The 21,761-nt window shown below is 71.9% G+C and carries 19 protein-coding genes; 6 read left to right on the forward strand and 13 right to left on the reverse strand.

The annotated features are described in order from the left end of the window. Positions 1 to 70: 70 nt before the first annotated feature. Together G3I78_RS11990 and G3I78_RS11995 are read left to right on the forward strand one after the other, a co-directional pair. The gene (locus G3I78_RS11990; protein ID WP_164423385.1) at positions 71 to 1,204 is read left to right on the forward strand and encodes an acyltransferase; all 1,134 of its coding nucleotides are present in this window, start codon (positions 71 to 73) and stop codon (positions 1,202 to 1,204) included. Between the two features lie 78 nt (positions 1,205 to 1,282). After that, on the forward strand, positions 1,283 to 2,155 hold the full coding sequence (locus G3I78_RS11995) for a class I SAM-dependent methyltransferase (RefSeq protein WP_164423387.1): 873 nt from the start codon (positions 1,283 to 1,285) through the stop codon (positions 2,153 to 2,155). Here the strand turns inward: G3I78_RS11995 and G3I78_RS12000 are convergent. Next, positions 2,142 to 2,801: a TetR/AcrR family transcriptional regulator gene (locus tag G3I78_RS12000; RefSeq protein WP_164423388.1), complete on the reverse strand. Its 660-nt coding sequence runs from the start codon at positions 2,799 to 2,801 to the stop codon at positions 2,142 to 2,144. The genes G3I78_RS11995 and G3I78_RS12000 overlap by 14 nt on opposite strands. Before the next feature lie 70 nt (positions 2,802 to 2,871). Here G3I78_RS12000 and G3I78_RS12005 point away from each other — a divergent pair, with 70 nt between their 5' ends. Continuing rightward, on the forward strand, positions 2,872 to 4,296 hold the full coding sequence (locus G3I78_RS12005; protein ID WP_164423390.1) for an FAD-dependent oxidoreductase: 1,425 nt from the start codon (positions 2,872 to 2,874) through the stop codon (positions 4,294 to 4,296). Here G3I78_RS12005 and leuE read toward each other — a convergent pair. Both leuE and G3I78_RS12015 read right to left on the reverse strand, forming a co-directional pair. After that, the gene (gene leuE, locus G3I78_RS12010) at positions 4,279 to 4,926 is read right to left on the reverse strand and encodes a leucine efflux protein LeuE (protein WP_164423392.1); all 648 of its coding nucleotides are present in this window, start codon (positions 4,924 to 4,926) and stop codon (positions 4,279 to 4,281) included. The genes G3I78_RS12005 and leuE overlap by 18 nt on opposite strands. Positions 4,927 to 4,944: 18 nt before the next feature. After that, positions 4,945 to 6,525 carry a methylmalonyl-CoA mutase family protein gene (locus G3I78_RS12015; RefSeq protein WP_164423394.1) on the reverse strand — a complete coding sequence of 527 codons (1,581 nt, stop codon included), beginning with the start codon at positions 6,523 to 6,525 and terminating at the stop codon, positions 4,945 to 4,947. A gap of 120 nt (positions 6,526 to 6,645) precedes the next feature. On the opposite strand from G3I78_RS12015, the gene G3I78_RS12020 reads away from it, so the two are divergent. Next, positions 6,646 to 7,455, forward strand: coding sequence for a L,D-transpeptidase family protein (locus tag G3I78_RS12020; protein WP_239157777.1), 810 nt, complete (start codon positions 6,646 to 6,648; stop codon positions 7,453 to 7,455). Positions 7,456 to 7,674: 219 nt separating this feature from the next. Here the strand turns inward: G3I78_RS12020 and G3I78_RS12025 are convergent, their stop codons facing one another. The 8 genes from G3I78_RS12025 to G3I78_RS52825 form a co-directional block, all read right to left on the reverse strand. Beyond that, entirely contained in the window at positions 7,675 to 8,814 is a 1,140-nt protein-coding gene (locus tag G3I78_RS12025) for a hypothetical protein (protein WP_164423398.1), read from the reverse strand. After that, positions 8,814 to 9,476 carry an RNA polymerase sigma factor gene (locus G3I78_RS12030; RefSeq protein ID WP_164423400.1) on the reverse strand — a complete coding sequence of 221 codons (663 nt, stop codon included), beginning with the start codon at positions 9,474 to 9,476 and terminating at the stop codon, positions 8,814 to 8,816. Before G3I78_RS12030 ends, G3I78_RS12025 begins: the two co-directional genes overlap by 1 nt. A 752-nt stretch (positions 9,477 to 10,228) precedes the next feature. Continuing rightward, complete coding sequence (locus G3I78_RS12035) at positions 10,229 to 11,734, reverse strand: ATP-binding protein (RefSeq protein WP_164423402.1); 1,506 nt, start codon at positions 11,732 to 11,734, stop codon at positions 10,229 to 10,231. Positions 11,735 to 11,851: 117 nt separating this feature from the next. Beyond that, positions 11,852 to 12,256, reverse strand: coding sequence for a tautomerase family protein (locus G3I78_RS12040; protein ID WP_164423404.1), 405 nt, complete (start codon positions 12,254 to 12,256; stop codon positions 11,852 to 11,854). A 34-nt stretch (positions 12,257 to 12,290) separates the two neighbouring features. Continuing rightward, positions 12,291 to 12,539 (reverse strand): DUF1622 domain-containing protein, encoded by a 249-nt coding sequence (locus G3I78_RS12045; RefSeq protein WP_164423406.1) that lies wholly within the window; start codon positions 12,537 to 12,539, stop codon positions 12,291 to 12,293. Next, on the reverse strand, positions 12,536 to 12,982 hold the full coding sequence (locus G3I78_RS12050; RefSeq protein ID WP_343243726.1) for a DUF1622 domain-containing protein: 447 nt from the start codon (positions 12,980 to 12,982) through the stop codon (positions 12,536 to 12,538). Before G3I78_RS12050 ends, G3I78_RS12045 begins: the two co-directional genes overlap by 4 nt. Before the next feature lie 5 nt (positions 12,983 to 12,987). After that, positions 12,988 to 13,215 carry a hexameric tyrosine-coordinated heme protein gene (locus tag G3I78_RS12055; RefSeq protein WP_164423408.1) on the reverse strand — a complete coding sequence of 76 codons (228 nt, stop codon included), beginning with the start codon at positions 13,213 to 13,215 and terminating at the stop codon, positions 12,988 to 12,990. A gap of 59 nt (positions 13,216 to 13,274) precedes the next feature. Further along, positions 13,275 to 16,598 (reverse strand): LuxR C-terminal-related transcriptional regulator, encoded by a 3,324-nt coding sequence (locus G3I78_RS52825; protein WP_164423410.1) that lies wholly within the window; start codon positions 16,596 to 16,598, stop codon positions 13,275 to 13,277. Between the two features lie 188 nt (positions 16,599 to 16,786). On the opposite strand from G3I78_RS52825, the gene G3I78_RS12065 reads away from it, so the two are divergent. After that, entirely contained in the window at positions 16,787 to 17,821 is a 1,035-nt protein-coding gene (locus G3I78_RS12065) for a DUF4331 family protein (protein WP_164423412.1), read from the forward strand. A 39-nt stretch (positions 17,822 to 17,860) separates the two neighbouring features. Here G3I78_RS12065 and G3I78_RS12070 read toward each other — a convergent pair whose 3' ends face one another. After that, positions 17,861 to 18,769, reverse strand: coding sequence for a hypothetical protein (locus G3I78_RS12070; RefSeq protein WP_164423414.1), 909 nt, complete (start codon positions 18,767 to 18,769; stop codon positions 17,861 to 17,863). Continuing rightward, complete coding sequence (locus tag G3I78_RS12075) at positions 18,766 to 19,383, reverse strand: RNA polymerase sigma factor (RefSeq protein WP_164424161.1); 618 nt, start codon at positions 19,381 to 19,383, stop codon at positions 18,766 to 18,768. Before G3I78_RS12075 ends, G3I78_RS12070 begins: the two co-directional genes overlap by 4 nt. 260 nt (positions 19,384 to 19,643) lie before the next feature. On the opposite strand from G3I78_RS12075, the gene G3I78_RS12080 reads away from it, so the two are divergent. Continuing rightward, positions 19,644 to 21,761, forward strand: a complete 2,118-nt coding sequence (locus G3I78_RS12080; protein WP_164423416.1) for a peptidoglycan recognition protein — start codon at positions 19,644 to 19,646, stop codon at positions 21,759 to 21,761.

The raw sequence follows: 21,761 nt of genomic DNA on the forward strand, positions 1-21,761 counted from the left end.
CGAACAAAGGTGCTCAGGGTGATGCCTAATCTGCTGGTGGACGCCACTTCTGCCTGCTAGGGGTACCACCGTGACCGAGACGGTCCTGAGCACCACCAAGCCGCAGTCCGTCACGGCTGCACCCGTCCAGGCCGCCCCCACGAAGCGCTCCGGCGGCCGCCTGCGTGCCCTGGACGGGCTGCGGCTGATCGCCGCGCTGATGGTGGCGCTCTACCACTACGGCGGCCGTGGCGGCGAGGTCACCAAGGCCTGGGGCAGCTCGGCCGCGGAGCAGTTCCCCACCCTGCACACGCCGTTCGCCTACGGCTGTCTCGGCGTCCAGATCTTCTTCGTGATCAGCGGGTTCGTGATCTGCATGAGCGGCTGGGGCCGCTCGCTGCGTTCCTTCTTCGCCTCCCGGGTGTCCCGGCTGATGCCCGCCTACTGGGCGGCCGTCATCCTGATCACCGCGGTCTTCGCGCTGCCCTGGGTCGTCTACAAGACGGTCTCGCCGAGCGACGCCCTGGTGAACCTGACCCTGCTCCAGCAGCCGCTGGGTGTCGACCGGGTGCTCGGCGTCGACTGGACGCTGTGGGCGGAGATCCGCTTCTACGCGCTGTTCGCCCTGGTGGTGGTCCTGCCGGGGGCGAGCCGGCGCCGGGTGATCATGTTCTGCGCGTGCTGGACGCTGGCCGCCGCGATCGCGCAGGGCGCGAAGATGCCGCTGCTGGACATCGTGCTGATGCCGGAGTACGCGCCGTTCTTCATCGGCGGCATGGGCCTCTACCTGGTGTACCGGGACCGCAAGGACGTCTACGCCTGGGGCATCGTCGCCGTCAGCTTCCTGATCGGCCAGCACTACGCGGTGCGGGACCTGTGGAACGCCACGGACCCGAACGCCTTCGCGCACCGCACGACCTTCGGCATCGTCCTGGTCGTCGCCTTCGGGTACCTCGCCGTCGCCGCGATCGCGCTGGGCTGGCTGGACTGGGCGAACTGGCGCTGGCTGACGGTGGCCGGGGCGCTGACGTACCCCTTCTACCTGGTGCACGAACACCTGGGCTGGGTCGCCATCCACCTCTTCCACCAGAAGCTGGACATCCCGTCGGGCGTGACCTTCGGCCTCACGATCGCCTCGATGCTGACACTGGCGTGGCTCCTGAACCGCTTCGTGGAGGACCGACTGACACCGAGGCTGCGCCGGGCTCTGAGCCAGGCGCGCTGAAACAAGGCGTGCGGAGCTGTTCACCTGACGTTTGCCTCTCCGCCCGCTCGGCCGCCGGGGATTGAGCAGACTGGCTTCATGGGTGACGCACAGCAGACGTACACGTATCCCGGGGAACTCCGCGATGTGCCCGGGTGGTTTCCGCCGCTCGACCAGGTCCTGTTCTCCTGGTTCCTGGAACGCCAGGAGAAACCCGGTGACCTGCTGGAACTCGGTACCTATATGGGCAAGAGCGCGATCCTGACCGCGCGCCATCTGCGGGACGGCGAGAACTTCACGGTCTGCGACCTGTTCGGGGGCGAGGCACCGGACGGCGCGAACCGCGCGGAGACCTCGAAGTCGTACGCCTCCCTCACCCGCCAAGCCTTCGAGCGCAACTACCTCTCCTTCCACGACACCCTGCCCCGGGTGATCGAAGGCCCCAGCTCGGTGATCTCCGGCGAGGTGGCACCGGGTACCTGTCGGTTCGTGCACATCGACGCCTCGCACCTGTACGAGCATGTGCGCGACGACATCGGCGCGACCAAGGAGATCCTGCGACCCGAGGGCGTGGTCGTCCTGGACGACTTCCGCTCCGAACACACCCCGGGCGTCTCGGTCGCCGTGTGGGAGGCCGTGCTGAACCGCGGGCTGCGCCCGATCTGTCTCAGCACCCAGAAGCTGTACGGCACCTGGGGCGACCCGGAGTCGGTGCAGGAGGAGCTGCTGGCGATGCTCCAGGAGCGCACGGACGTCGGGCTGAGCGTGCAGGAGGCGGCGGGGCACCGGCTGGTGCGGGCCCGGGGGCAGAAGATGCAGGCGCCGTCGTTCCCGCGCTCCCGGCACTATGTCGCCCCGGTGGCCACGCCGGCTCCGGCACCGAAGCCCCGCCGCTCCCCGGCCCGCCGGATCGCCGTAGACCTGCTACCCCCGGTCGTCACCCGCGCGGTGCGCAAGGTCAGGTCTCGGTAGTGGGCCGGTACCGCTGCTCGATACCCGCGAGCACCACCGCCAGCCCCTCCTCGTAATGGCGGTCGTAATCCTGGAAGATCTCCGCGCCCGCCGCGGCCGACAGGGGGAAGTCGGCCATCAGGCGGGCGCGTTCGGCCACGTCGTAGCCCTCGCGGCGCTCGCCCGGGAGGGGCTCCACGCCCTGTTCCTCGGTGACGAACCCGAGGGTGTAGAGGTACGACGTCGAGGTCGCCCGGACCGACTGGGCGAGGGTGAACCCGGCCGCCGTGAACAGGCGCAGGGTCTCCTCCATCTGCTCGACGTGCACGAGTCCCGTGAAGCGTGAGCCGCTGTAGACCTTGGCGCCGTCGCGGTAGCCGAGCAGCGCGGTGCGCAGTCCGCGGTTGGACTTGAGCAGCCGCTCCCGCCAGGTGTCGGCCGGGTCGAGCGCGGTGCCGGCGACCATCCGCCGGTACATCTCCGTGGCCATCTCGTCGAGCAGCGCCTGCTTGTCCTTGAAGTGCCAGTACAGGGCCGGGGCCTTGACGTCGAGCTCTCGCGCGATGGCCCGCAGGGTGAGGCCGTCGAGACCGACCTCGTTCAGCAGCTTCAGCGCGGTGTCCGCGACCCGGGCCCGGTCGAGGGGCGGGCGTTTCTCCGTACTCACACTTGACAGCTTAACAGCGTTAAGGGCACGCTCGTAGCCAACGGCACTTAACAGCGTTAAGGAGAAGGTCATGGACACGGAGACCACGGACGTACTGGTCGTCGGCGCCGGCCCCACCGGACTCGCCCTCGGCGTCGACCTCGCCCGGCGAGGCGTGCGGGCACTGGTCGTGGAGAAGGCGGACCGGCTGTTCCCTGGCTCGCGCGGCAAGGGCATCCAGCCGCGCACCATGGAGGTCTTCGACGACTTGGGCGTCCTCGACGCGATCCTCGCGGTCGGCGGCGAGTACCCGGTCGGGATGGTCTGGCAGGACGGAAGGCGGGTCGGCGAGCACCGGATGTTCGACGCGGCCGAGGTGACGGACGACTCGCCGTACTCCACGCCCTGGATGGTCCCGCAGTGGCGCACCCAGGAGGTGCTCCACGCCCGCCTGGAGGAGCTGGGCGGGCGGGTGTCCTTCGGCCGGGAGGTCGTGGGGTTCGAGCAGGACGCGGACGGCGTCACCGTGCGCTTCGCGACCGGCCCCGACGTCCGCACCCGCCACCTGGTCGCCGCCGACGGCGGCCGCTCGGTCGTCCGCAGGACCCTCGGCATCGGGATGACCGGGGAGACCGTCGACCCGAACCCCCTCCTCGTCGCCGACGTCCGCATCACCGGCCTCGACCGGGACAACTGGCACATCTTCCCGCCCCGCACCGAGGCCGACGGCTTCCTCTCGATCTGCCCGCTGGCCGGCACCGAGGACTTCCAGGTCGTGGCCCAGTTCCCGGAGGGCACCCGGCCGGAGCTCTCCCTGGACGCCGTCCGCGAGGTCGTCGCGGCCCGCTCCCACCTCGCCCCCGAGTCGGTGACCGAACTCCGCTGGGCCTCCGACTTCCGGCCCCGCGCGGCCCTGGCGGACAGCTTCCGCGCCGGCCATGTCTTCCTGGCCGGGGACGCGGCCCACGTCCACTCCCCGGCGGGCGGCCAGGGCCTGAACACCAGCGTCCAGGACGCGTACAACCTGGGCTGGAAACTGGCCGCGGTCCTGCGCTCCGGCGCCCCGGCCGCCCTGCTCGACACCTACGAGGAGGAACGCCGGCCCATCGCGGCGGACATGCTCGGCATCTCCACGGGGGTCCACCGAGGCGAGATCCGCCGAGGCGAGGCGACCCGCCAACTCTCCCTGAACTACCGGGACTCATCCCTGACGGAGGAGACCCGCCCGCAGGTCACCGGCCTCCGGGCGGGCGACCGGGCCCCCGACGGCAAGCTGGGCGCGGTACGGCTCTTCGACGCGTTCAGGGGCCCGCACTGGACGCTGGTGGCGGTGGGGCTGGAGGCACCGGAACAGCCGGCATCGGTACGGGTGGTCGAGGGCGAGACGCAGGAGTCGTACGGCAAGGGCCTGTTCCTGGTGCGCCCGGACGGGTACGTGGGCTGGGCGGGAGAGACCGCTGAAGGACTCGGGACGTACCTCGGGGGCCTGGGCCTCAGGTCACGCGCTGGCGAGTGACAGCTTCACCGCGAACCCGAGGAACAGCGCCCCCGCCGCCGAAGTGGCCCCCGCCGACAGCATCCGCCGCCGCCGGAACACCTCGGCCAGCCTGGTCCCGCCGAAGATCAGCACGGTGAGATACAGGAAGCTGGCCACCTGCGCGAAGGCCCCCAGCACGACGAACGACACCGCCGGATACGCGTACGCCGAGTCCACGAACTGCACGAAGAACGCCACGAAGAACAGAATCGCCTTCGGGTTGAACAGGCTGATCACCAGGGCCTTGCGGTACGGCCGCTCCCCCGCCGTCTCGCCGTCGGAGACCTCCGCCACCGGCGACCGCCGGCTGCGCCACATCCCCCACGCCGCCCGCAGCATGCCCACCGCGAGCCAGGTCAGATATCCGGCCCCCACGTACTTCACGATCCCGAACAGCACGGCGTTGGCCTGGAGCAGCGAGGCGACCCCGGCCGCGGACAGGGTCATCAGCACGGTGTCCCCGCACCAGACGCCCGCCGCGGCGGTGTAACCGGCCCGCACTCCGCGCCGGGCGGCGACGGAGACGACGTACAGCGAGTTGGGGCCCGGCAGCAGGACGATCAGGACGAGGCCGGCCAGATAGGTGGGGAGATCTATGACACCGAACATGAAAAGGAGTGTCGCACGCTAGAACGTGTCCGACGGGGCATAGGTCCCCCACACCGAGCGCAGCGCATCGCACACCTCGCCGACCGTCGCCCGGGCCCTGAGCGCGGATTTCATGGGGTGGAGGACGTTGTCCTCGCCCTCGGCCGCCTTCTTCAGGGCGGAGAGGGCCGATTCGACCGCGGCCCGGTCCCGGTGCGCGCGCAGGCTCGTGAGGCGTTCGGCCTGCCGGGTCTCGATGGCGGGGTCGACGCGCAGGGGTTCGTACGGCTCCTCCTCGTCCAGCCGGAAACGGTTGACGCCGACCACGACCCGGTCACCGGAGTCGGTCTCCTGGGCGATCCGGTAGGCGTTGCGCTCGATCTCGTTCTTCTGGAAGCCGTGTTCGATGGCGGCGACCGCGCCGCCGAGGTCCTCGACCTTGCCCATCAGGTCAAGGGCGGCCGTCTCGACGTCGTCGGTCATCGCCTCGATCGCGTACGACCCCGCGAACGGGTCGACCGTCGCCGTCACGTCGGTCTCGTACGCCAGCACCTGCTGGGTCCGCAGGGCCAGCCGCGCCGACTTGTCCGTCGGGAGCGCGATGGCCTCGTCGAAGGAGTTGGTGTGCAGGGACTGCGTGCCGCCCAACACCGCGGCCAGGCCCTGTACGGCGACCCGGACCAGGTTCACCTCCGGCTGCTGGGCGGTGAGTTGGACCCCGGCGGTCTGGGTGTGGAAGCGCAGCATCAGGGACCTGGGGTTCCGCGCGCCGAACTCCCCGCGCATCACCCGGGCCCAGATCCTGCGCGCCGCACGGAACTTGGCGACCTCTTCGAGGATCGTCGTACGGGCGACGAAGAAGAACGACAGGCGTGGGGCGAAGTCGTCGACGTCCATGCCGGCCGCGACCGCCGTACGGACGTACTCGATCCCGTCGGCCAGTGTGAACGCGATCTCCTGCGCGGGCGAGGCGCCCGCCTCCGCCATGTGGTAGCCGGAGATCGAGATGGTGTTCCACCTCGGGATCGCGGTCCGGCAGTACTGGAAGACGTCCGCGGTCAGCCGGAGGGAGGGCTTGGGCGGGAAGCAGTAGGTGCCCCGCGCGATGTACTCCTTGAGGACGTCGTTCTGGATCGTGCCCGTGAGCCGGTCGGCGGCGACTCCCTGTTCCTCCGCGACCAGTTGGTAGAGGAGGAGCAGCAGTGCGGCCGGTGCGTTGATCGTCATCGACGTCGACACCTGGTCCAGCGGGATGCCGTCGAACAGCACCCGCATGTCGTCGACCGAGTCGATCGCCACGCCGACCTTGCCGACCTCGCCGTGGGCGAGCGGGGCGTCCGAGTCGTGGCCCATCTGGGTGGGCAGGTCGAAGGCGACCGACAGGCCGGTCGTGCCGTGGGCGATCAGCCGGCGGTAGCGGGCGTTGGACTCCGCCGCCGTGCCGAAACCGGCGTACTGGCGCATGGTCCAGGGGCGGCCGGTGTACATCGACGGGTACACGCCCCGTGTGAAGGGGTAGCCGCCCGGTTCGCCGAGCCTCTCCTCGGCGTTCCAGCCCGCCAGGGCCTCGGGACCGTAGACGGGCTCGATGGGCCGTCCGGACTCCGAATCGCGCGTCATACTCACCACCGTAGGGCGGACGGGGGCGGACCGCCGCCGGGTCGTTCGCGGGCGGTCGGGTGCGGGGAGACATCTGGGGACGCCGGTGAGACGACAGGGGACCTGATGCGTAGTAGGGGCATGGGGAGAGCGTTCGCCGCGCTGCTGGTCCTGGCGGTGGCCTGCGGCTGCACGGTGCGGACCGACGACGGGAAGCGGCATCTGCCGGTGCGGATCGAGGTGCCGAAGCGCAGTACGCCACCGGCGGCGGACGACGATCCGAAGCCGAGCCCGACGCCACCGCGTACCTCGGCCGCGCCCGCCGTGCTGTGGGCGCGCGGCGACTCCGGGCGGGACGTACGGGAGTTGCAGGCCCGGCTGCGCCAGGTCGCGTGGCTCTTCGACGGTCCGACGGGGTCGTACGACGATCTCACCGAGCGGGCGGTCAAGGGGTTCCAGGGCAAGCGCGGGCTGCCGAGGACGGGGAAGACCGACACGGTCACCTGGAAGCGGCTGCTGAACATGACGCACGAGCCGGGGAAGTGGGAGCTGTACCTGATGGGCGGGCAGCCGGCCGACGCGCCGGACCCGCGCTGTCTGACCGGGCGGGTGCTGTGCATCAGCAAGAACAGCCGCACCCTGCGCTGGATGATCGACGGGCGGACGGTCATGACCGTGCCGGTGCGCTTCGGCTCGGTGGGCACCCCGACCCGGGAGGGTGTGTTCAGCGTCTACTGGAAGTCACGGCACCATGTGTCGACGCTCTACGACTCCCCGATGCCGTACGCGATGTTCTTCAGCGGCGGCCAGGCGGTGCACTACTCGGCGGACTTCGCGGCCCACGGCTACTCGGGCGGCTCGCACGGCTGTGTGAACGTCCGGGACGAGGCGGCGATCGCGGATCTCTTCGCCCAGGTGCGGAGCGGCGACAAGGTCGTCGTCCACTGGTGAGAGCGGGGAAGTTCAGGGGCGCGGGCGGGACCGGGGGAACGTGTCCCGCCCGCGCCGAGGTGCACGAGCCGTAGGTACGGGGGGAACCCCGGCTCTGTGCGACGGCCGATGACCAGTCGGCTCACTCAGTACTGCGCCACGGCCTCCGAAAACGTCACACCCGCCGCGGCGGAATCCGTGACGGGTGTGATCAGTGCAGGTCAGCGCGGTGCGCAAAGGTCAGAGCGCGCTGTAGGTGGGGGCGGGCGCCGGGTCCGGTGACATCGTTGCCCGGTGCGGGACGGGCGGGGCGGGCGGAGCGGGCGTGTCGGTGGCCACGACGTCGGTGGCGCCGCCGTCCGTGCCGTGGTGGTTCCCGCCGGAGCCCTTGAACCAGCCGCCGTGTCCGCCGTTGCCGTGTCCCCTGCCGCTGTTCCCGCCGCCGCTGTTTCCGCCGCCGCCCCAGCCGTCGCGGTCGCCTCGGCCGCTCTTGTCGTTGTCCTCGTTGCCGCCGTCGTCCTCGCCGCCCTTGCCACCGCCCCTGCGGTCGTCGGCGCCGGTCTTGGTGCCGCCCTCGGACAGCACGCCCTTGCAGTACTTCCAGACCCGCGGCGAGCCGCCCGCCACGCCCTCCAGGGAGCGCTTGCGGCCGGGGTCGAGGTTCTTGCCGTCCCGTATGTCACGGCAGGCCGAGGCGGCTCCGCCCCAGCCGCCGCCCGGCCGGGCCCCGCGCCCGTCGGAGCCGGTGCCGGAGGCCTTGCCGGTGTCGTCGCCCGCCGAGTCGCGGGAGCCGCCGGCGCCGGCGGAGGGGCCGGGCGAGGGCACGGTCGGCGAGACGGAGGGCGAGGGGGAGATGAGCGGGCGGTCCGGGGTGACGGCGGGCGAGACCGTGGCGCCGGGGTCGGGACGGCCCTGCCCGGACGGCTGGAGCACCCCGGTACCGGCCACGACCGCGGCTCCGCCCACCACGCCCGCGGCCAGTACGGCGGCCAGGGCGAAGTGCGCGGGACGGCGCCGGCGCGGGCGTACGGCCTCCGGATCGGGGGCGCCGATACGGACGAGACAGGCGTCGTCGGAGTCCGCCCCGGCGCGGTGCCTGCCCTTGACGGGCGGGCCGACCCGGTCGTCCGCGCGCTCGGCGCGCACCTTGCGGAAGGCGGCCAGCGCGGCCCCCTCGCCGGGCAGGGCGGCGCTGCCCCGCACGGGTTCCGAGGTCAGGGCCTCCAGGGTCTTCGCGAGGCGTTCGGCCTGGTCACGGGCGGTCGCGTCGACGGCTTCCAGTGACTCCCCGCGCAGCAGACGCTCCGCCGTCTCGAGGTCCAGCCACCGGTCGGGGGTCCGGGGGTCGTCCCCCGGATAGACACAGCGCTCGTCGGCCATCACATGTCCTTCTGCGTCCGCGGACGCAGATGCGTCACACTCGCGGACGTCACCGCACTGTCCTGCGGTTCTCTCTGGGGCGGCAGCGCGTCGAGGGCGCCGGCCGATTCCGGATCCTCGCCGAGGAGTTCGGCGAGCCGCTTCAGGCCCCGGTGCGCGGCGGTCCGTACCGCGCCGGGACGCTTGCCGAGGGTCTCGGCGGCGGTCTTGGCGTCGAGTCCGACGACCACGCGCAGCACCACGGCCTCGGCCTGGTCCTGGGGCAGCCGGGCGATGAGCGAGAGGGTGGTGTCGGTGGCCAGGGCCTCGATGGCCTCGCCCGCGGTGTCCGACTCGGCGGCCTTTCCGGTCAGCTCGGTCTCGTCGCCGCCGATGGCCGGGCGGCGGCCGCGCATCCTGATGTGGTCGAGGGCGCGGTTGCGGGCTATGCGGGCCGCCCAGCCGCGGAACCGGTCCGCGTCCCCGTCGAAACGGTCCAGGTCACGGGCTATCTGGAGCCAGGCCTCGGAGGCCACGTCCTCGGCGTCCGGATCGCCGACCAGCGTCCGGACGTATCCGAGCAGCCGCGGGTGCACCGCGCGGTACACAGTCCGGAACGCGGTCTCGTCCCCGTCCTGTGCCGCAAGCACCGCGGCCGTCAACTCCGCGTCGTCCCCCAGCACCCGTGAATCCTCAATACGTGGTCGCGATCGATGGTCGCCGCTTCGAGCCGTCGAGGGGTTGTGTTGATCGTTCGAGAAGTGCGGTGATCATTCAACATCCGCGCCCGGCGCGAAAGGCACGTTACGACCTGAAACCGTTGCTCGTCCATGTCCGTACAAAATGCAACTACCCCGTGATCCGGGGTGGGCCCCGGTGGGGTGTGACAGAAACCGCACTCATGGCGCTGAAGAAAGTACGGGCCGCCGCGCGGCCCGTGCCGCGCGACGGCCGGGGCCTCTCCTGTGGGGGGTGGCGGCTCCGGCCGTCTCCGCGGTCCGTTTCTCTGACCGGCGACGATGCGTGACTTTCGAACGTGGAGGCTGCGGGCTGTCGCCAACGTCGGGCCGGACCGGCTCCGTCGGTGACACGATGCCGTTCGCGTATCTGTTCGTGGCTGCGCGGTCCGTACTACGGCCTCCAGCCGAGCTGGCCGAGCGGATGGCGACGTACGGGCTCACGGTCTCCTGTTCGGACCTGCCGGCCGGGCTGTCGGCAGCCACCGCGCACGAGCTTCTCCTGGACTCGAGATACGACGAGACCTATGTGTGCGCAAGTGATGAGCTGACGTGGCAGGACCTGCTACGTCGCGCAGTGGAGTTGCACGCGCATCTCGAACAAGTCGTCCAATGGCTGACCGAGTTGGGTATCCCGGTGCCCGACATCGGAGAGCAGCTGCGCCGTGCCCTCGCCCGAGTCCCTTGTCCTCTCGGTGTCAACTGCCGTAAAGGGTAGGCAGGTCGACGAGGAGAAGGTCGTCGCGACGGTCTGCCAGGTCGACCAGGTCCGGGGAGAAGCCGTGCAGGGAGTACAGGGCCAGAGTGGCGGCACCGGTGTCATGGCCCTGGTCTTCGAGCAGGGCACGGATGCATTCCAGGCGCTCCAAGTCACCGGTCCCACGCCGTGCGGCCGTCGCCTTGGCCTCGCCCAGCAGCGCGATCCGCGCGCGGGGAGCCTGCGGGCGCTCACCGGCAGCCAGGGCAATGACATCCACCTCGTGCTTGGTTCGGGCAGCCTGGTCGGCGACCTCGGTGGTTCCGACCGGTCCGGGCAGACCGTCGGGCAGCAGGCTGTGGGCGTAACGACGGGTGAAGTCGCGGGCCAGGTCCTCGAAGTGGGGGCCGAGGATCTTGGAGTTGAAGGTCGGGGCGGCCTGCTGCCACACCTGCTCGGCGAAGCCCTGCTCCACGGCGGCGGCCTGCGGGAGGGTGATGAGCTGGTTGAAGCGGATGACGGGGTCGGCGAGGGTGATGACGGGGTGCCTGGAGCGGAGGATGTCCTGTTCCCGCCGGATGTAGCCGGTGGATTCCAGGACCCCGAGGGGGTGAGCGACGGCGTTGCGCGGGCGTTCCAGAGCGGCGCCGATCTTGCTGGGCGTGGTGGCGCCGTTCGCGATCGCGGTGAGGATGTCGTAGTACAGCGTGTGTTGGGTGATCCTCGGATCCTCGCGCAGCAGGTACTCCGTCTCGGTCCGTGAGTACACCGCCCGCCCCGGGTCCAGCAGCGTCCGGGCGAGCCAGGTGTCGAAGCCGTCGTCCGGATACGGACGGGCGGCTACCGACCGGTAGCCTGGGGCCCCGCCCAGTACCGCGTGCACCTTCAGAGCGGTCAGCGGGTCGGCGATCTGCCAGAAGGCCCGGCTGTCGCGGTAGTCGAAGGGGCCCAGTCGCAGATCGACCACGGCACGCCCCCGCAGCGGCTTGGTCCCCGAGAGCAGTTCGTGCATGACGCTCATCGCGGAGCCGCACAGGACCAGCCGCGGACCCGGCCCAGCGCCGGCCCGGGCGCCGCGTTGGCGCTCGTCGTAGAGCTGCTGAAGCAGACCCGGGATCTCGGGTGAGTGCTGGAGCAAGTACGGCAATTCGTCGATCACCAGGAGTGGTTGCGAGGAACGAGCCGTCACGTCAAGAGCGTTGGACAGGACGTCACGCCAGTCGTTCAGGCGCAGACTCCCCGGCCTCAGACCGGCATGCGTGGCGACCGCGTCACTGAACCGCTGGAGCGCGGGCAGCCGCCCCTCCTCCCGGACCGCCGTGACATACAAGCCGCCGACCTGCTCGGACAGTGCTTGCAGAAGGTACGACTTTCCGTACCGCCGTCGTCCGGACACGATGCCGAGCCGCATCGCCGGGTCCGGATCGGTGAGGAACTGGGCGAGCAGATCCCACTCCCGGTCCCGGTCGATCACGTCGCTCGGTTTGACCGGCAAGCTCTCCTTCACCAGCCCCTCCTCATCTGAACTACGACGGAATGCGTCTAAGTGTACTTCGACAAATACCGTCGTAGTGAGATTGATCAGGTGGGCCGAACGGTCAAGGAAGCCGTCACACCGGAGTGGTCAGCTGCCGGGAACCGCCAGGTCGCCCTCGATGTACTGGGCGCGTCCGAAGCCGAACGACCAGTCCTGCGGGCCGTTCTCGATGATGCTGAGGAAGACGTCCTCGCCGCGGATACCGAGGGCTTCGAGGTGTCCGGCGATGGTGCGGAAGAGCCGTTGCTTGACCTCGGTGGTGCGGCCGGACTGGGTGAAGATCTGGATCATCACCAGCTGGTCGGTCCGGTCGAAGCCGAGGCCGGCGTCCAGGGCGATGACATGGTCGGAGTCGTGTTCGGTGACGACCTGGAAGCGGTCGCGGGCCGGGACCTGGAGGACGTCCAGGATGCCCTGGTGGGCGGCGTCGGCGATGGCCCGGATGTCCTCGGGGCGGCGGCCGCGGATGAGGTCGATGCGTACGAAGGGCATGATGCTCGTTCCTTGAATCGTGGTGGTGGGGGGTTCAGTGGCGGGCGGCCGTGGCCCGCAGGCCCGCGTTGACCAGCATCCGGACGGCGACGGTGGCCGCGGCGACGGCCAGTGACGTCCAGGAGGGGGCCGCGGCGAGCCGGATCAGCCCGGCCGCCAGGAGGAAGTCGGTCAGCAGGGCGACCGTGGGCTGGACGCGGCGCAGACGCAGGCCGACGCAGACGGCGGAGAGCAGACCGAGCAGGGTCACCAGCAGGGCCGTCTGACGCAGCAGCTCGGTCATGACGGGGCCGCAGGGGTCGCGGCGGGCCGCTCACCCGCCGGCTGCTCGACCTCCTTGCGCTCCTTCTCGATCTCCTTGCCCAGGAAGAAGTTCAGGACGGTCCGGATCGCGGCGATCGCGGCCAGCTGTCCGATCTCCGTGAACGTCGGCGCGATGGCCGTCCGCAGGATGTCCCCGGCCAGCTGGAACTCCAGGCCCAGAGTGAGGAACCGCCCGAGCGACAGCCGGATGCGGTTGAACTCCCAGTGCGGCTCCCGGACACCGGCCCGCAGGGACCAGGGCGCCGCGCCGCGCAGCAGCTGCACGAACGTCCAGAGCGCGCCGACGAAGATGACCAGCGCACCGGCGAACTCCACCAGGTGCACCAGGGTGTCGACCACGTCCTTGAGCGTCGACTCCGGCAGCAGATAGCCCTCGGCGAGGGTCGTCGGGACGGCGGACACGACCGTCAGCGCCAGTAGTCGTTCGCGGCGGCGATGGTGGCGAACTCCAGGGCCACCACCTGCCCGATCGCGATCAGCGCGTCCGGGTTCTCGGCGTACACCGGGCGCAGACGTCCGCGTACCTCGTCGTCGGGCTGCGTCGCCTTGATCACCAGGCGGGCCATCTTCACGGCCAGCGCCCGGCCGTCCTCAGGGGTGGCGGTGATCAGCGTGTTGTTCGGTACAAGTGCCATGACACGAGCCTCGGCCACCCGCACCGCCCGCGTCGTGAGCAGTTCTGCTCAACGGCTACCTACTTGGCGGCCCACCAGGCGGCGATCTGGGCGCGGGAGGAGAAGCCGAGCTTGGTCAGGATGCGGTTGACGTGGTTGTCGACGGTACGGGGGGACAGCACCAGTTCGGCGGCGATCCTGCGGTTGGTCATGCCGCGGGCGACCAGGGCGACGACCTGTTCCTCGCGGCGGGTGAGTCCGCTTGCGGGGGCCGGGGGCACGGCGGCCGTACCCGTACGGCTCGGGTTGCCGTCGCTCCGGTTGCCCAGGGCGTAGTCGATGGCCTGGGCGACGCCGTTGACCGCGGCCCCCGCCTCCAGTGCCTGGTCGTAGGCGTCCGGGCCCAGTGCCTTGCGGACCAGGTCCGTGCACCGGTCGTGGTACTCGCGGTGGCGGTCGTCCGTGACGTGGGTGATGCCTACGTTCCCGCGCAGCGACCGGGCCGTGCCGAGGAGCCGGCCGGCCCGTCTGTGGTCGCCCGCGGAAGCGGTGATCCAGGCGAGCTGCTCGACCATGTCGGCCACGCCGAGGGCGTCGCGGAAGCCGCGCAGGGTCTCCAGCGCGGACAGCGTCTGGTCCCGCGCCTCGGCCTGCTCGCCCTGCTCCCACGCGCGGCGGCCCAGCACCATCAGCAGCCGGGCCCGGGACCAGCGTTCCCCGTGCTCCTCGGCGGCGGCGAGCGCCCGCGCGCTGGTCTCGGGCGCGCGCGGGTCCCCGCCCAGGGTCTGGGCGATCCCCAGCTGACACCGCCAGCGGACCTCGCCGTACCGGTCGCCGAGCGCGGTGTGCGCGGCCAGGGCCTGCCCGACGAGGTCTACGGCCTCCTCGGCGCGCCCCTCGTGCAGGGCCAGTACGCCACGGTGCCCGAGCACGTCGGCGGCGGCGGTCGCGTCCCCGAGGCGTACGGCGAGTTCGGCGGCCTCGTCCAGGTAGCGGTGGGCCGCGGCGAGGTCGGGCTGGATGCAGGCGACGTGGGTGGCGACGAGCAGTGCGCGCAGCCGGGTCGCGGTGGGCTCCGGCGCCACGGTCAGCGCCCGCTCCAGGTACCGCCGCCCCTCGCTGAGGCAGCCGCCCGCGATCCAGTGGAAGACCAGTGCGGCGGGCAGTGCCAGCGCGGTCTGCCGGTCCGCGCGGAGGTCGTGGCCGGGTCCGGTGCCGTCGTCCGGGGCGGTGTTCGCCTCCGTGTCCTGCTGGTACTCCAGGGCCGCCATCAGATTGCTGTGGTCGGCGTGCAGCCGGGCCAGGCTCTCGGCCTGACAGTCACCGAACCAGTCCTGACGGCACCGCTCGGCGAGGGTGAGGAAAAAGGCCCGGTGCCGCCGCCGCAACCGCCACTCCTCGCCTTCCGCCAGGTGCTCCGCCCCGTACTGACGGATGGTCTCCAGCAGTCGGTAGCGCGGGAGTTCATCGGTACCGGCCAGCTCGACGAGGGACTGGGCGACCAGACGGTCCAGGACGTCCAGTACTTCTTCGGTGGCTAGGTGGGTGGGTGGGGGTGGTGGGGGTGGTGGGGTGTCTTGGCGGGGTGCGGGGTGGTCTTGCGGGGTTGTCGGGTCGTGTTGAGAGGGTGCGGAGTGGTCTTGCGGGGTCGCCGGGCCGTGTTGCCGGGGCGACGGGGCGTCTTGCGGGGACGCCGAGCGGTCTTGCGGGTTCGCCAGGCCGTCTTGCGGGGATGCCGGGCCGTCTTGCGGGGCCGCCAGGCTGCCTTGCTGGGACGCCGAGCCGTCTTGCTGGGACGCCGAGCCGTCTTGCGGGATCGCCAGACCCTCTTGCCGGGGCGCCGAGCCGTCTTGCAGGTTCGCCAGGTCTTGTTGCGAGGTCGCCGGGCTCGCACCCGGAGCGGCCGTACCGTCGCCGGGGGCCGTGGAGCGCGCGACTGGGGCGCCCTGGCCCTCAGCCGGGACCGCCGGACGCCCGCCCGGAACACCTGAGCCCTCGCCCGAACCCGCGGAACCCACGACCGGGGCACCCTGCCCCTCACCCGGGACCACCGGACGCTCACCCGGAACACCAGAGCCCTCGCCCGAACCCGCGGAACCCACGACCGGGGCACCCTGCCCCTCACCCGGGACCACCGGACGCTCGCCCGGATCACCTGGACCGTCGCCCGAACCGGCCAACTCCACACCCGAGGCGTCTTGCCCCTCACCCAAGCCCGCCGAACGCTCACTCGAAACACCAGAGCCCTCACCCGAACCCCCGGAACCCGCGACAGGGGCACCCTGGCCCCCGCCCGAACCCTCCAACCTCACACCCCGAGCACCCACACCGTCGCCCGGGACCGTGGAGCCCACACCCAAGGCACCCTGGCCCTCACCCGGAACCACCGGACGCTCGCCCCGAGCACCCGGACCATCGCCCGAACCCGCCGGCCTCACACCCGGAACACCCGGACCGTCACCCAAACCCGCCAACCCCACACCCGAAGCACCCCGGCCCCCACCCAGACCCACCGGACCCACCCCCTCCTCCGCACAGACCTCCCCCGCGCAGACCTCCTCGGCCGCCTCCAGCGTGAAGCTGCCCGCGAACACCGACAGCCGGCTCCACAGCAGCCGTTCCGCCGGCCCGCACAGCTCCCAGCTCCAGTCGATGGCCGCGCGCAGGGTCCGCTGGTGGGGCTGGGCGGTGCGGCTGCCGGCGGTCAGGAGGGCGAAGCGGTCCTCCAGTCGCTCGACGACCGGCTCCACGGACAGGGTGCGCAGCCGGGAGGCGGCCAGTTCGATCGCCAGCGGCAGCCCGTCGAGGCCGGCGCACAGCCGGTCGATCGCCGCCCGGTTGGTCTCCGTGAGCCGGAAACCGGGCCGTACGGCGGCCGCCCGCTGCACCAGCAGCTCGGCCGCGTCCTGCGGGGCCAGCGGCGCCACGGCGATGACGTGCTCGCCGGTCAGCCGCAGGGTCTCCCTGCTGGTGGCGAGGATCCGCACCTCGGGGGCGGCCGAGAGCAGGCCCTGCGCCAGTTCGGCGCACGCCTCCACCAGGTGCTCGCAGTTGTCCAGCACCATCAGCAGCCGCCGCCCGGACACCTGCGCCGCCAGCAGCTCCAGCACCGGCCGGGTCCCCTGGTCCACCACCCCGAGCGTCACCGCGGCCGCCTCGACCACCAGCGCCGGATCGCGCACGGGAGCCAGGTCCACCAGCCACACCCCGCCGGGGAAGGACCGGGCGGACGCCGCGGCCGTCTCCAGCGCGAGCCGGGTCTTGCCCACCCCGCCGGCCCCGGTCAGGGTCACCAGCCGCGCGCTGCCGAGCAGCCGGCGCACCTCGGCGAGCTCACGCTGCCGCCCCACGAAGCTGGTGAAGGCGGCGGGCAGGCCACTCATCGGGCGCGTCACGCTGGTCACGTCAGAAACCCTCTCATGTCTCCTCGCGTACCGGCCCCGCACCCGGCACCCGCCCCCGGCGACGCACGGTCCCCCACAGCACGGGCGGGGCGCCGAAATGGGTAGCCGTTGAGCAGAACTGCTCACGACATGGGGCCGGTGTCCGGCAGAGGCTCGTGGCCACGGACCTCACCAGCGAAGGAACCCTCATGTCGCACCACCTCGACTCCCCCGCAGCCCGCCAGGACGTCCGGCTCGACATCACCGACCTCTACGTCTTCCGCGGCGAGCGCGGCACCGTGTTCGTGCTCAACGTCAACAACTCCATCACCGGCCCCGACGCCCCCCAGGGCTTCCACCACGAGGGCCGCTACGAGTTCCGTGTCGACACCGACGGCGACGCCCGCCAGGACCTCGCCTACCGCTTCACCTTCGGCGAGCCCGGCGCGGACGGCGGCCAGCCCTGGGTCCTGCACCGGCTGACCGGCGACCAGTCGCGCGACGACCACGCCACCGGCACCGAGATCGCCACCGGCGTCACCGGCGGCGAGGTCACCGGGAGCGCGGGCGAGCGAGTCTGGGCCGGTCGTGCCGGGGACCCGTTCTGGATCGACCACGACGTCCTGGCCGCCGTGGGCGAGGCGTTCGGCCACGGTGAGCGCGCGGACCTGTCCGCCTGGGACCGGAGCAAGGCCACCAACGTGTTCGCCGGCCAGACCGTGCACTCGATCGTCCTGGAGCTCTCCGACGAGGAGCTGCTGCGGCAGACCGGCGGCGCGCACGCCCTGGGCATCTGGGCGGTGAGCGTCCTGGCCACCGACGCCGGGGGCTGGCGGCAGATCCAGCGCGCCGGGCACCCGATGTTCCACCCGATCTTCAGCCAGCACGACCCGGAGCTCGGCGACCGCTACAACACCACGGCGCCCGACCAGGACCGGGAGCTGTACACCGACCTGATCGCGGGCCGGGTCGCCGACGTGGTGGCCGCCTACGACACGGCCGCGGACCCGCGCGCCTACGGCGAGGCCGTGACCGCCTTCCTCTTCCCCGACGTGCTGCCCTACCGCGTCGGCAGCGCGGCCGGCTACGGCTTCGCCGGCTGCAACGGCCGCACCCTCACCGACAACGTGGTGAACGTGATGTTCAGCCTCGCCACCAACACCCCGTTCGACATCGGCCTGACCAAGTCCAGCGTCACGGCCCGCCCGACCGCGGCCTTCCCGTACGTGGCCCCGGCCTCCTGACCGGCTCCGCCCCGGCCGTCCCCGACGCCCTGGGCGGGGTCACCTCCCGACCGCCTTGCCCTTCGTCTTGCCGACGCCCTTCCGCTTCCCCGGCTTCACGCCTTCCCCGGCCGTGTCCGCACCCGCCCGCGCGGCGCAATAAGCGCTCACCTTCGCCGTCCCCCCGGCAGCCGCGGCCAGCCGCTGCAAGGCCGTGGAGTCCAGCGCCCCGCCCCTGCCCACGAGCTTCTCGTACGCCCGGCAGTGGGCCAGGGTGTCCTTCGCGGTGGCTGGCCGTTCGGCGGGGACGGACGCGGTGGCTTCGCCCTTGCTGTGCGAACCGGCGGCCGGCACGCTCGCCGTGGTGACCCCGGGACGTACGGGCTCCGCCCCCACCGCCCCCTTGGCCGGGCCACCGTCCCCGGTACCGATCGCCGCGTAGGCCACCCCGCCGAGCGTGAGGCTCGCGAGCAGCAGGGAGCCCGTCGCCTTCAACGACCGTCCGCCCCAACGCCGCCCACGCGGCCGCCAGTCGTCCCGTCGCCGGGTCCGCGCCCGGTGCGCCCCCGCGTCCCGGGCGGCCCGGAACGCCCCGAGCACCCGCCGCTCCGCCTCCCCGTCGGGCCTCTCCCCCCGGATCGCCGCGCCGAGCATGGCGGCGAGGGGGCTGTCGTCATAGGCCGACTCGTCGTGCGCCGTCCCGTCGCCGGAGTCTTGCACCGCCTCACTGCCCGACTCGTGCCCCGCCTTCTCCTCGTACGACGACTGCGCCCCGCCAGAAGTCCGGTGACCGTCCGCCGACGCGGGCCGGGAGCCGCCGCCGTCACCGCGGACCGGCTTCCCGCCGGAGACACCGTGATACACACGCCCGGGGCATGCGGGCCGGTCTCCGAAGGGTCCCCCCTCCTCGCTCCGCTGGTCACCCATGCCGTGTCCGTCCCTGTCCGACGTGGCGTCCTCGCCTGTCATGTCGACTCCCCCAGCGTCCGGGGCCCGTCATCCGTCACACCCTCGGTGCCGAGTTGCTGGGCCAGGCGCTTGAGGCCCCGGTAGGCCGCGGTGCGCACCGCGCCGGGGCGTTTGCCGAGGACGCGGGCCGCCGTGGGGCCGTCCAGGCCGACCACGACCCGCAGCAGCACCGCCTCGGCCTGGTCGCGGGGCAGGCCGCGGACCAGGTCGAGGGCGAACCCGGTGGAGAGCGACTCAAGGGCCTGGTCGTGGGTGCTGTGCGGGCCGGGCAGATCCAGCATGTCCTGCTCCAGGGCCGTCGCCCGGGGCCGTACCCGCAGCCGCCGCAGATGGTCCAGGGCCCGGTGCCGGGCGATGGTCGCGCTCCAGCCGCGGAACCCGGCCCCGTCGCCCTTGAAGCGGCCGAGGTCCCGGGCGATCTCCAGCCAGGCGTCGGAGGCCACGTCCTCCGCGTCCTCGCCGACCAGCCCGCGCAGATACCCGAGCAGTCCGGGTTGCACCAGCCGGTAGGCGACCGCGAAGGCGGCCTCGTCGCCCTGCTGGGCCCGTGCGACGGCCGCGCCCAGCTCCCCGTCGTACGCCGCGCCGCGTCGGGACTCGCCTCCCTGGCCCAAGAACCGTCCCGTCCGCCGGTCGATGGCGAGCCCACGCCGTCCGGCGCCGTCGCCCTTGCCCTCGTCCCCCACGGGCAACAGCGCCGGACCGCACAGAAGTGTCACAGCCGGCCGGCACCCCGCGGACGGGCCGCTGTGACGCCTGGACAGGTTCGGACGCTGTGTAAGTGCCACCCCTGTGACGGGTGGTGTTTCTGTGACTGATCTCAGGGGTGGGGTAGTTGAGTCGTCGAAAGACGCGCGCGTACAGACCGCTCAGCATGAAGCGACGGGCCTGGCTGACGCTGGGCGCGGTGGTCGTGACCGGCGGTGGTGTGACGACGTACGCCACCGCCGGCCCGGCCGACAACTCGGCGGACACGATCGAGAAGCGGCCGGTGAAGGTCTACGACCTCGCGCTGAAGGCACCCGAGACCGGCGAGCGGGAGCTGCCGCGGACCGAGACCAGGCAGTTCTCGTTGCTCGGCGTCTCGTGGACCGGCGCGACCAGGCAGCTGGACGGCAGGGCGCAGGTGCGCACCCGGAGCCTCGACACCGGCGCGTGGACGTCCTGGCAGGACCTGGAGACGGACGCCGACCCGGTCGAGGACCCGCAGGAGCGAGCCGGTGCGCGCGGTGCGTCCGAGCCCCTGTGGGTGGGGCCCTCGGACGGCGTCGAGGTACAGGTCGTCCACGAGGACGGCACCACAAGTTCCGGGCTGCCCAAGGGACTTGAGGTCAACCTGGTCGACCCGGGCGTGGTCACCGAGGCCGAGACGCGGCCCACCGAGGCCGAGCCCACCGCACCCGAACCCGCCGCGTACGCGCGGAGCGTGACCACGGCCCTCGCCGCCGACACCCCCACCGCACCGGCCTCCACGGTCCCCCAGCCGCCGATCACCTCGCGCGCCGACTGGGGCGCCGACGAGACGATCAGCCCGGACCCCTCGGAGTACAACACCGACGTCAAGGCGGTCTTCGTCCACCACACGGCCGGGAGCAACGACTACTCCTGCACCGACTCGGCGGCGCTCGTCCGCGGTATCTACGCGTACCACGTGCAGAGCAACGGCTGGAACGACATCGGCTACAACTTCCTGGTCGACAAGTGCGGCACCGTCTTCGAGGGCCGCAAGGGCGGGGGGGACCTGCCGGTCCTCGGCGCGCACACCTTCGGCTGGAACCGTGAGTCCACCGGCATCGCGGTGCTCGGCGACTACACCGCCGCGGGCGCCTCGACCGCCGCGCTCACCTCGGTCGCCCGCGTCGCCGCCTGGAAGCTCGGCCAGTACGGCGCCGACCCCGCCTCGACGGTGCAGCTCACGGCGGGCGCGACGCAGAAGAACCTCGCCGGTACGAGCTTCACCTCGGGCACCGCGTACCCCTTCGACCGGATCTCGGGTCACCGCGACGGCTACGCCACGGAGTGCCCGGGCACCTCGCTCTACGGGCAGCTGGGGACCATCCGCGCCTGGGCGGCCGGCCCGGTGCAGGGCCTGAAGCTGACCTCGCTGACCGGCGCGGCGCTGTCCGGGTCGACGTACTACACGAAGGGCGCGATCACGGCGAAGTGGTCGGCGACCACGCCGAGTTCGCTGATCTCGAAGGTCGAGCTGCTGGTCGACGGCAAGGTCGTCGCGTCCGTCGCGGGTACGACCGGTTCGGTGAGCACGACCCTGGCGGCGGGCAGCCACAAGGTCGCCGTACGGGCCGTGCACCAGTCCGGGAGGACCGGTGCGGCGACCGCCGCGCTGACCGTGGTCGCGGACACCACCGCCCCGGCCTTCTCCACCGCGCCGAGGATCTCCCTGCGCACCGGCACGGTCAGCACCACCGCGGTCCCGGTGACGCTCGGCTGGAAGGCCACCGACAACACCGCCCTCAAGCAGGTCGGCCTGCTCTCGCCGACGACGGCCACCTTCGGCCCGACGACCACCAGCTCTAGCCGTACCGTCAAGTCCGGTTCCGCGAGCACCTGGTCGATGAGGGCGTACGACGTCGCGGGCAACACGCGTACGTCGTCGCCGTCGTACACGCCGATGATCCTCCAGGAGACCTCGGCGACGAAGTCCGGCAGCTGGAGCGCCCGTTCGTCGAGCAGCTACCTCGGCGGGAAGTCGTACTCCAGCGGTTCGAAGAACGCGAGCCTGACCTGGACCTTCACCGGCCGGTCCGCCGCCTGGGTGGTCTCGCGGGCGGCCACTTCCGGGCAGGCGTACGTCTACGTGGACGGCACCAGGGTCGCGACCGTGGACCTCAAGTCCTCGGCCACCGCCTACCGTCAGGCCATCTGGACCAAGTCCTGGTCGAGCAGCGCCAAGCACACCGTGAGGATCGTGGTGGCCGGCACCAGCGGCCGTCCGACGATCACGACGGACGGCCTGGTGTACGTCAAGTAA

Source organism: Streptomyces sp. SID13726, from assembly GCF_010548375.1.
In the GTDB taxonomy this organism is placed as follows: domain Bacteria; phylum Actinomycetota; class Actinomycetes; order Streptomycetales; family Streptomycetaceae; genus Streptomyces.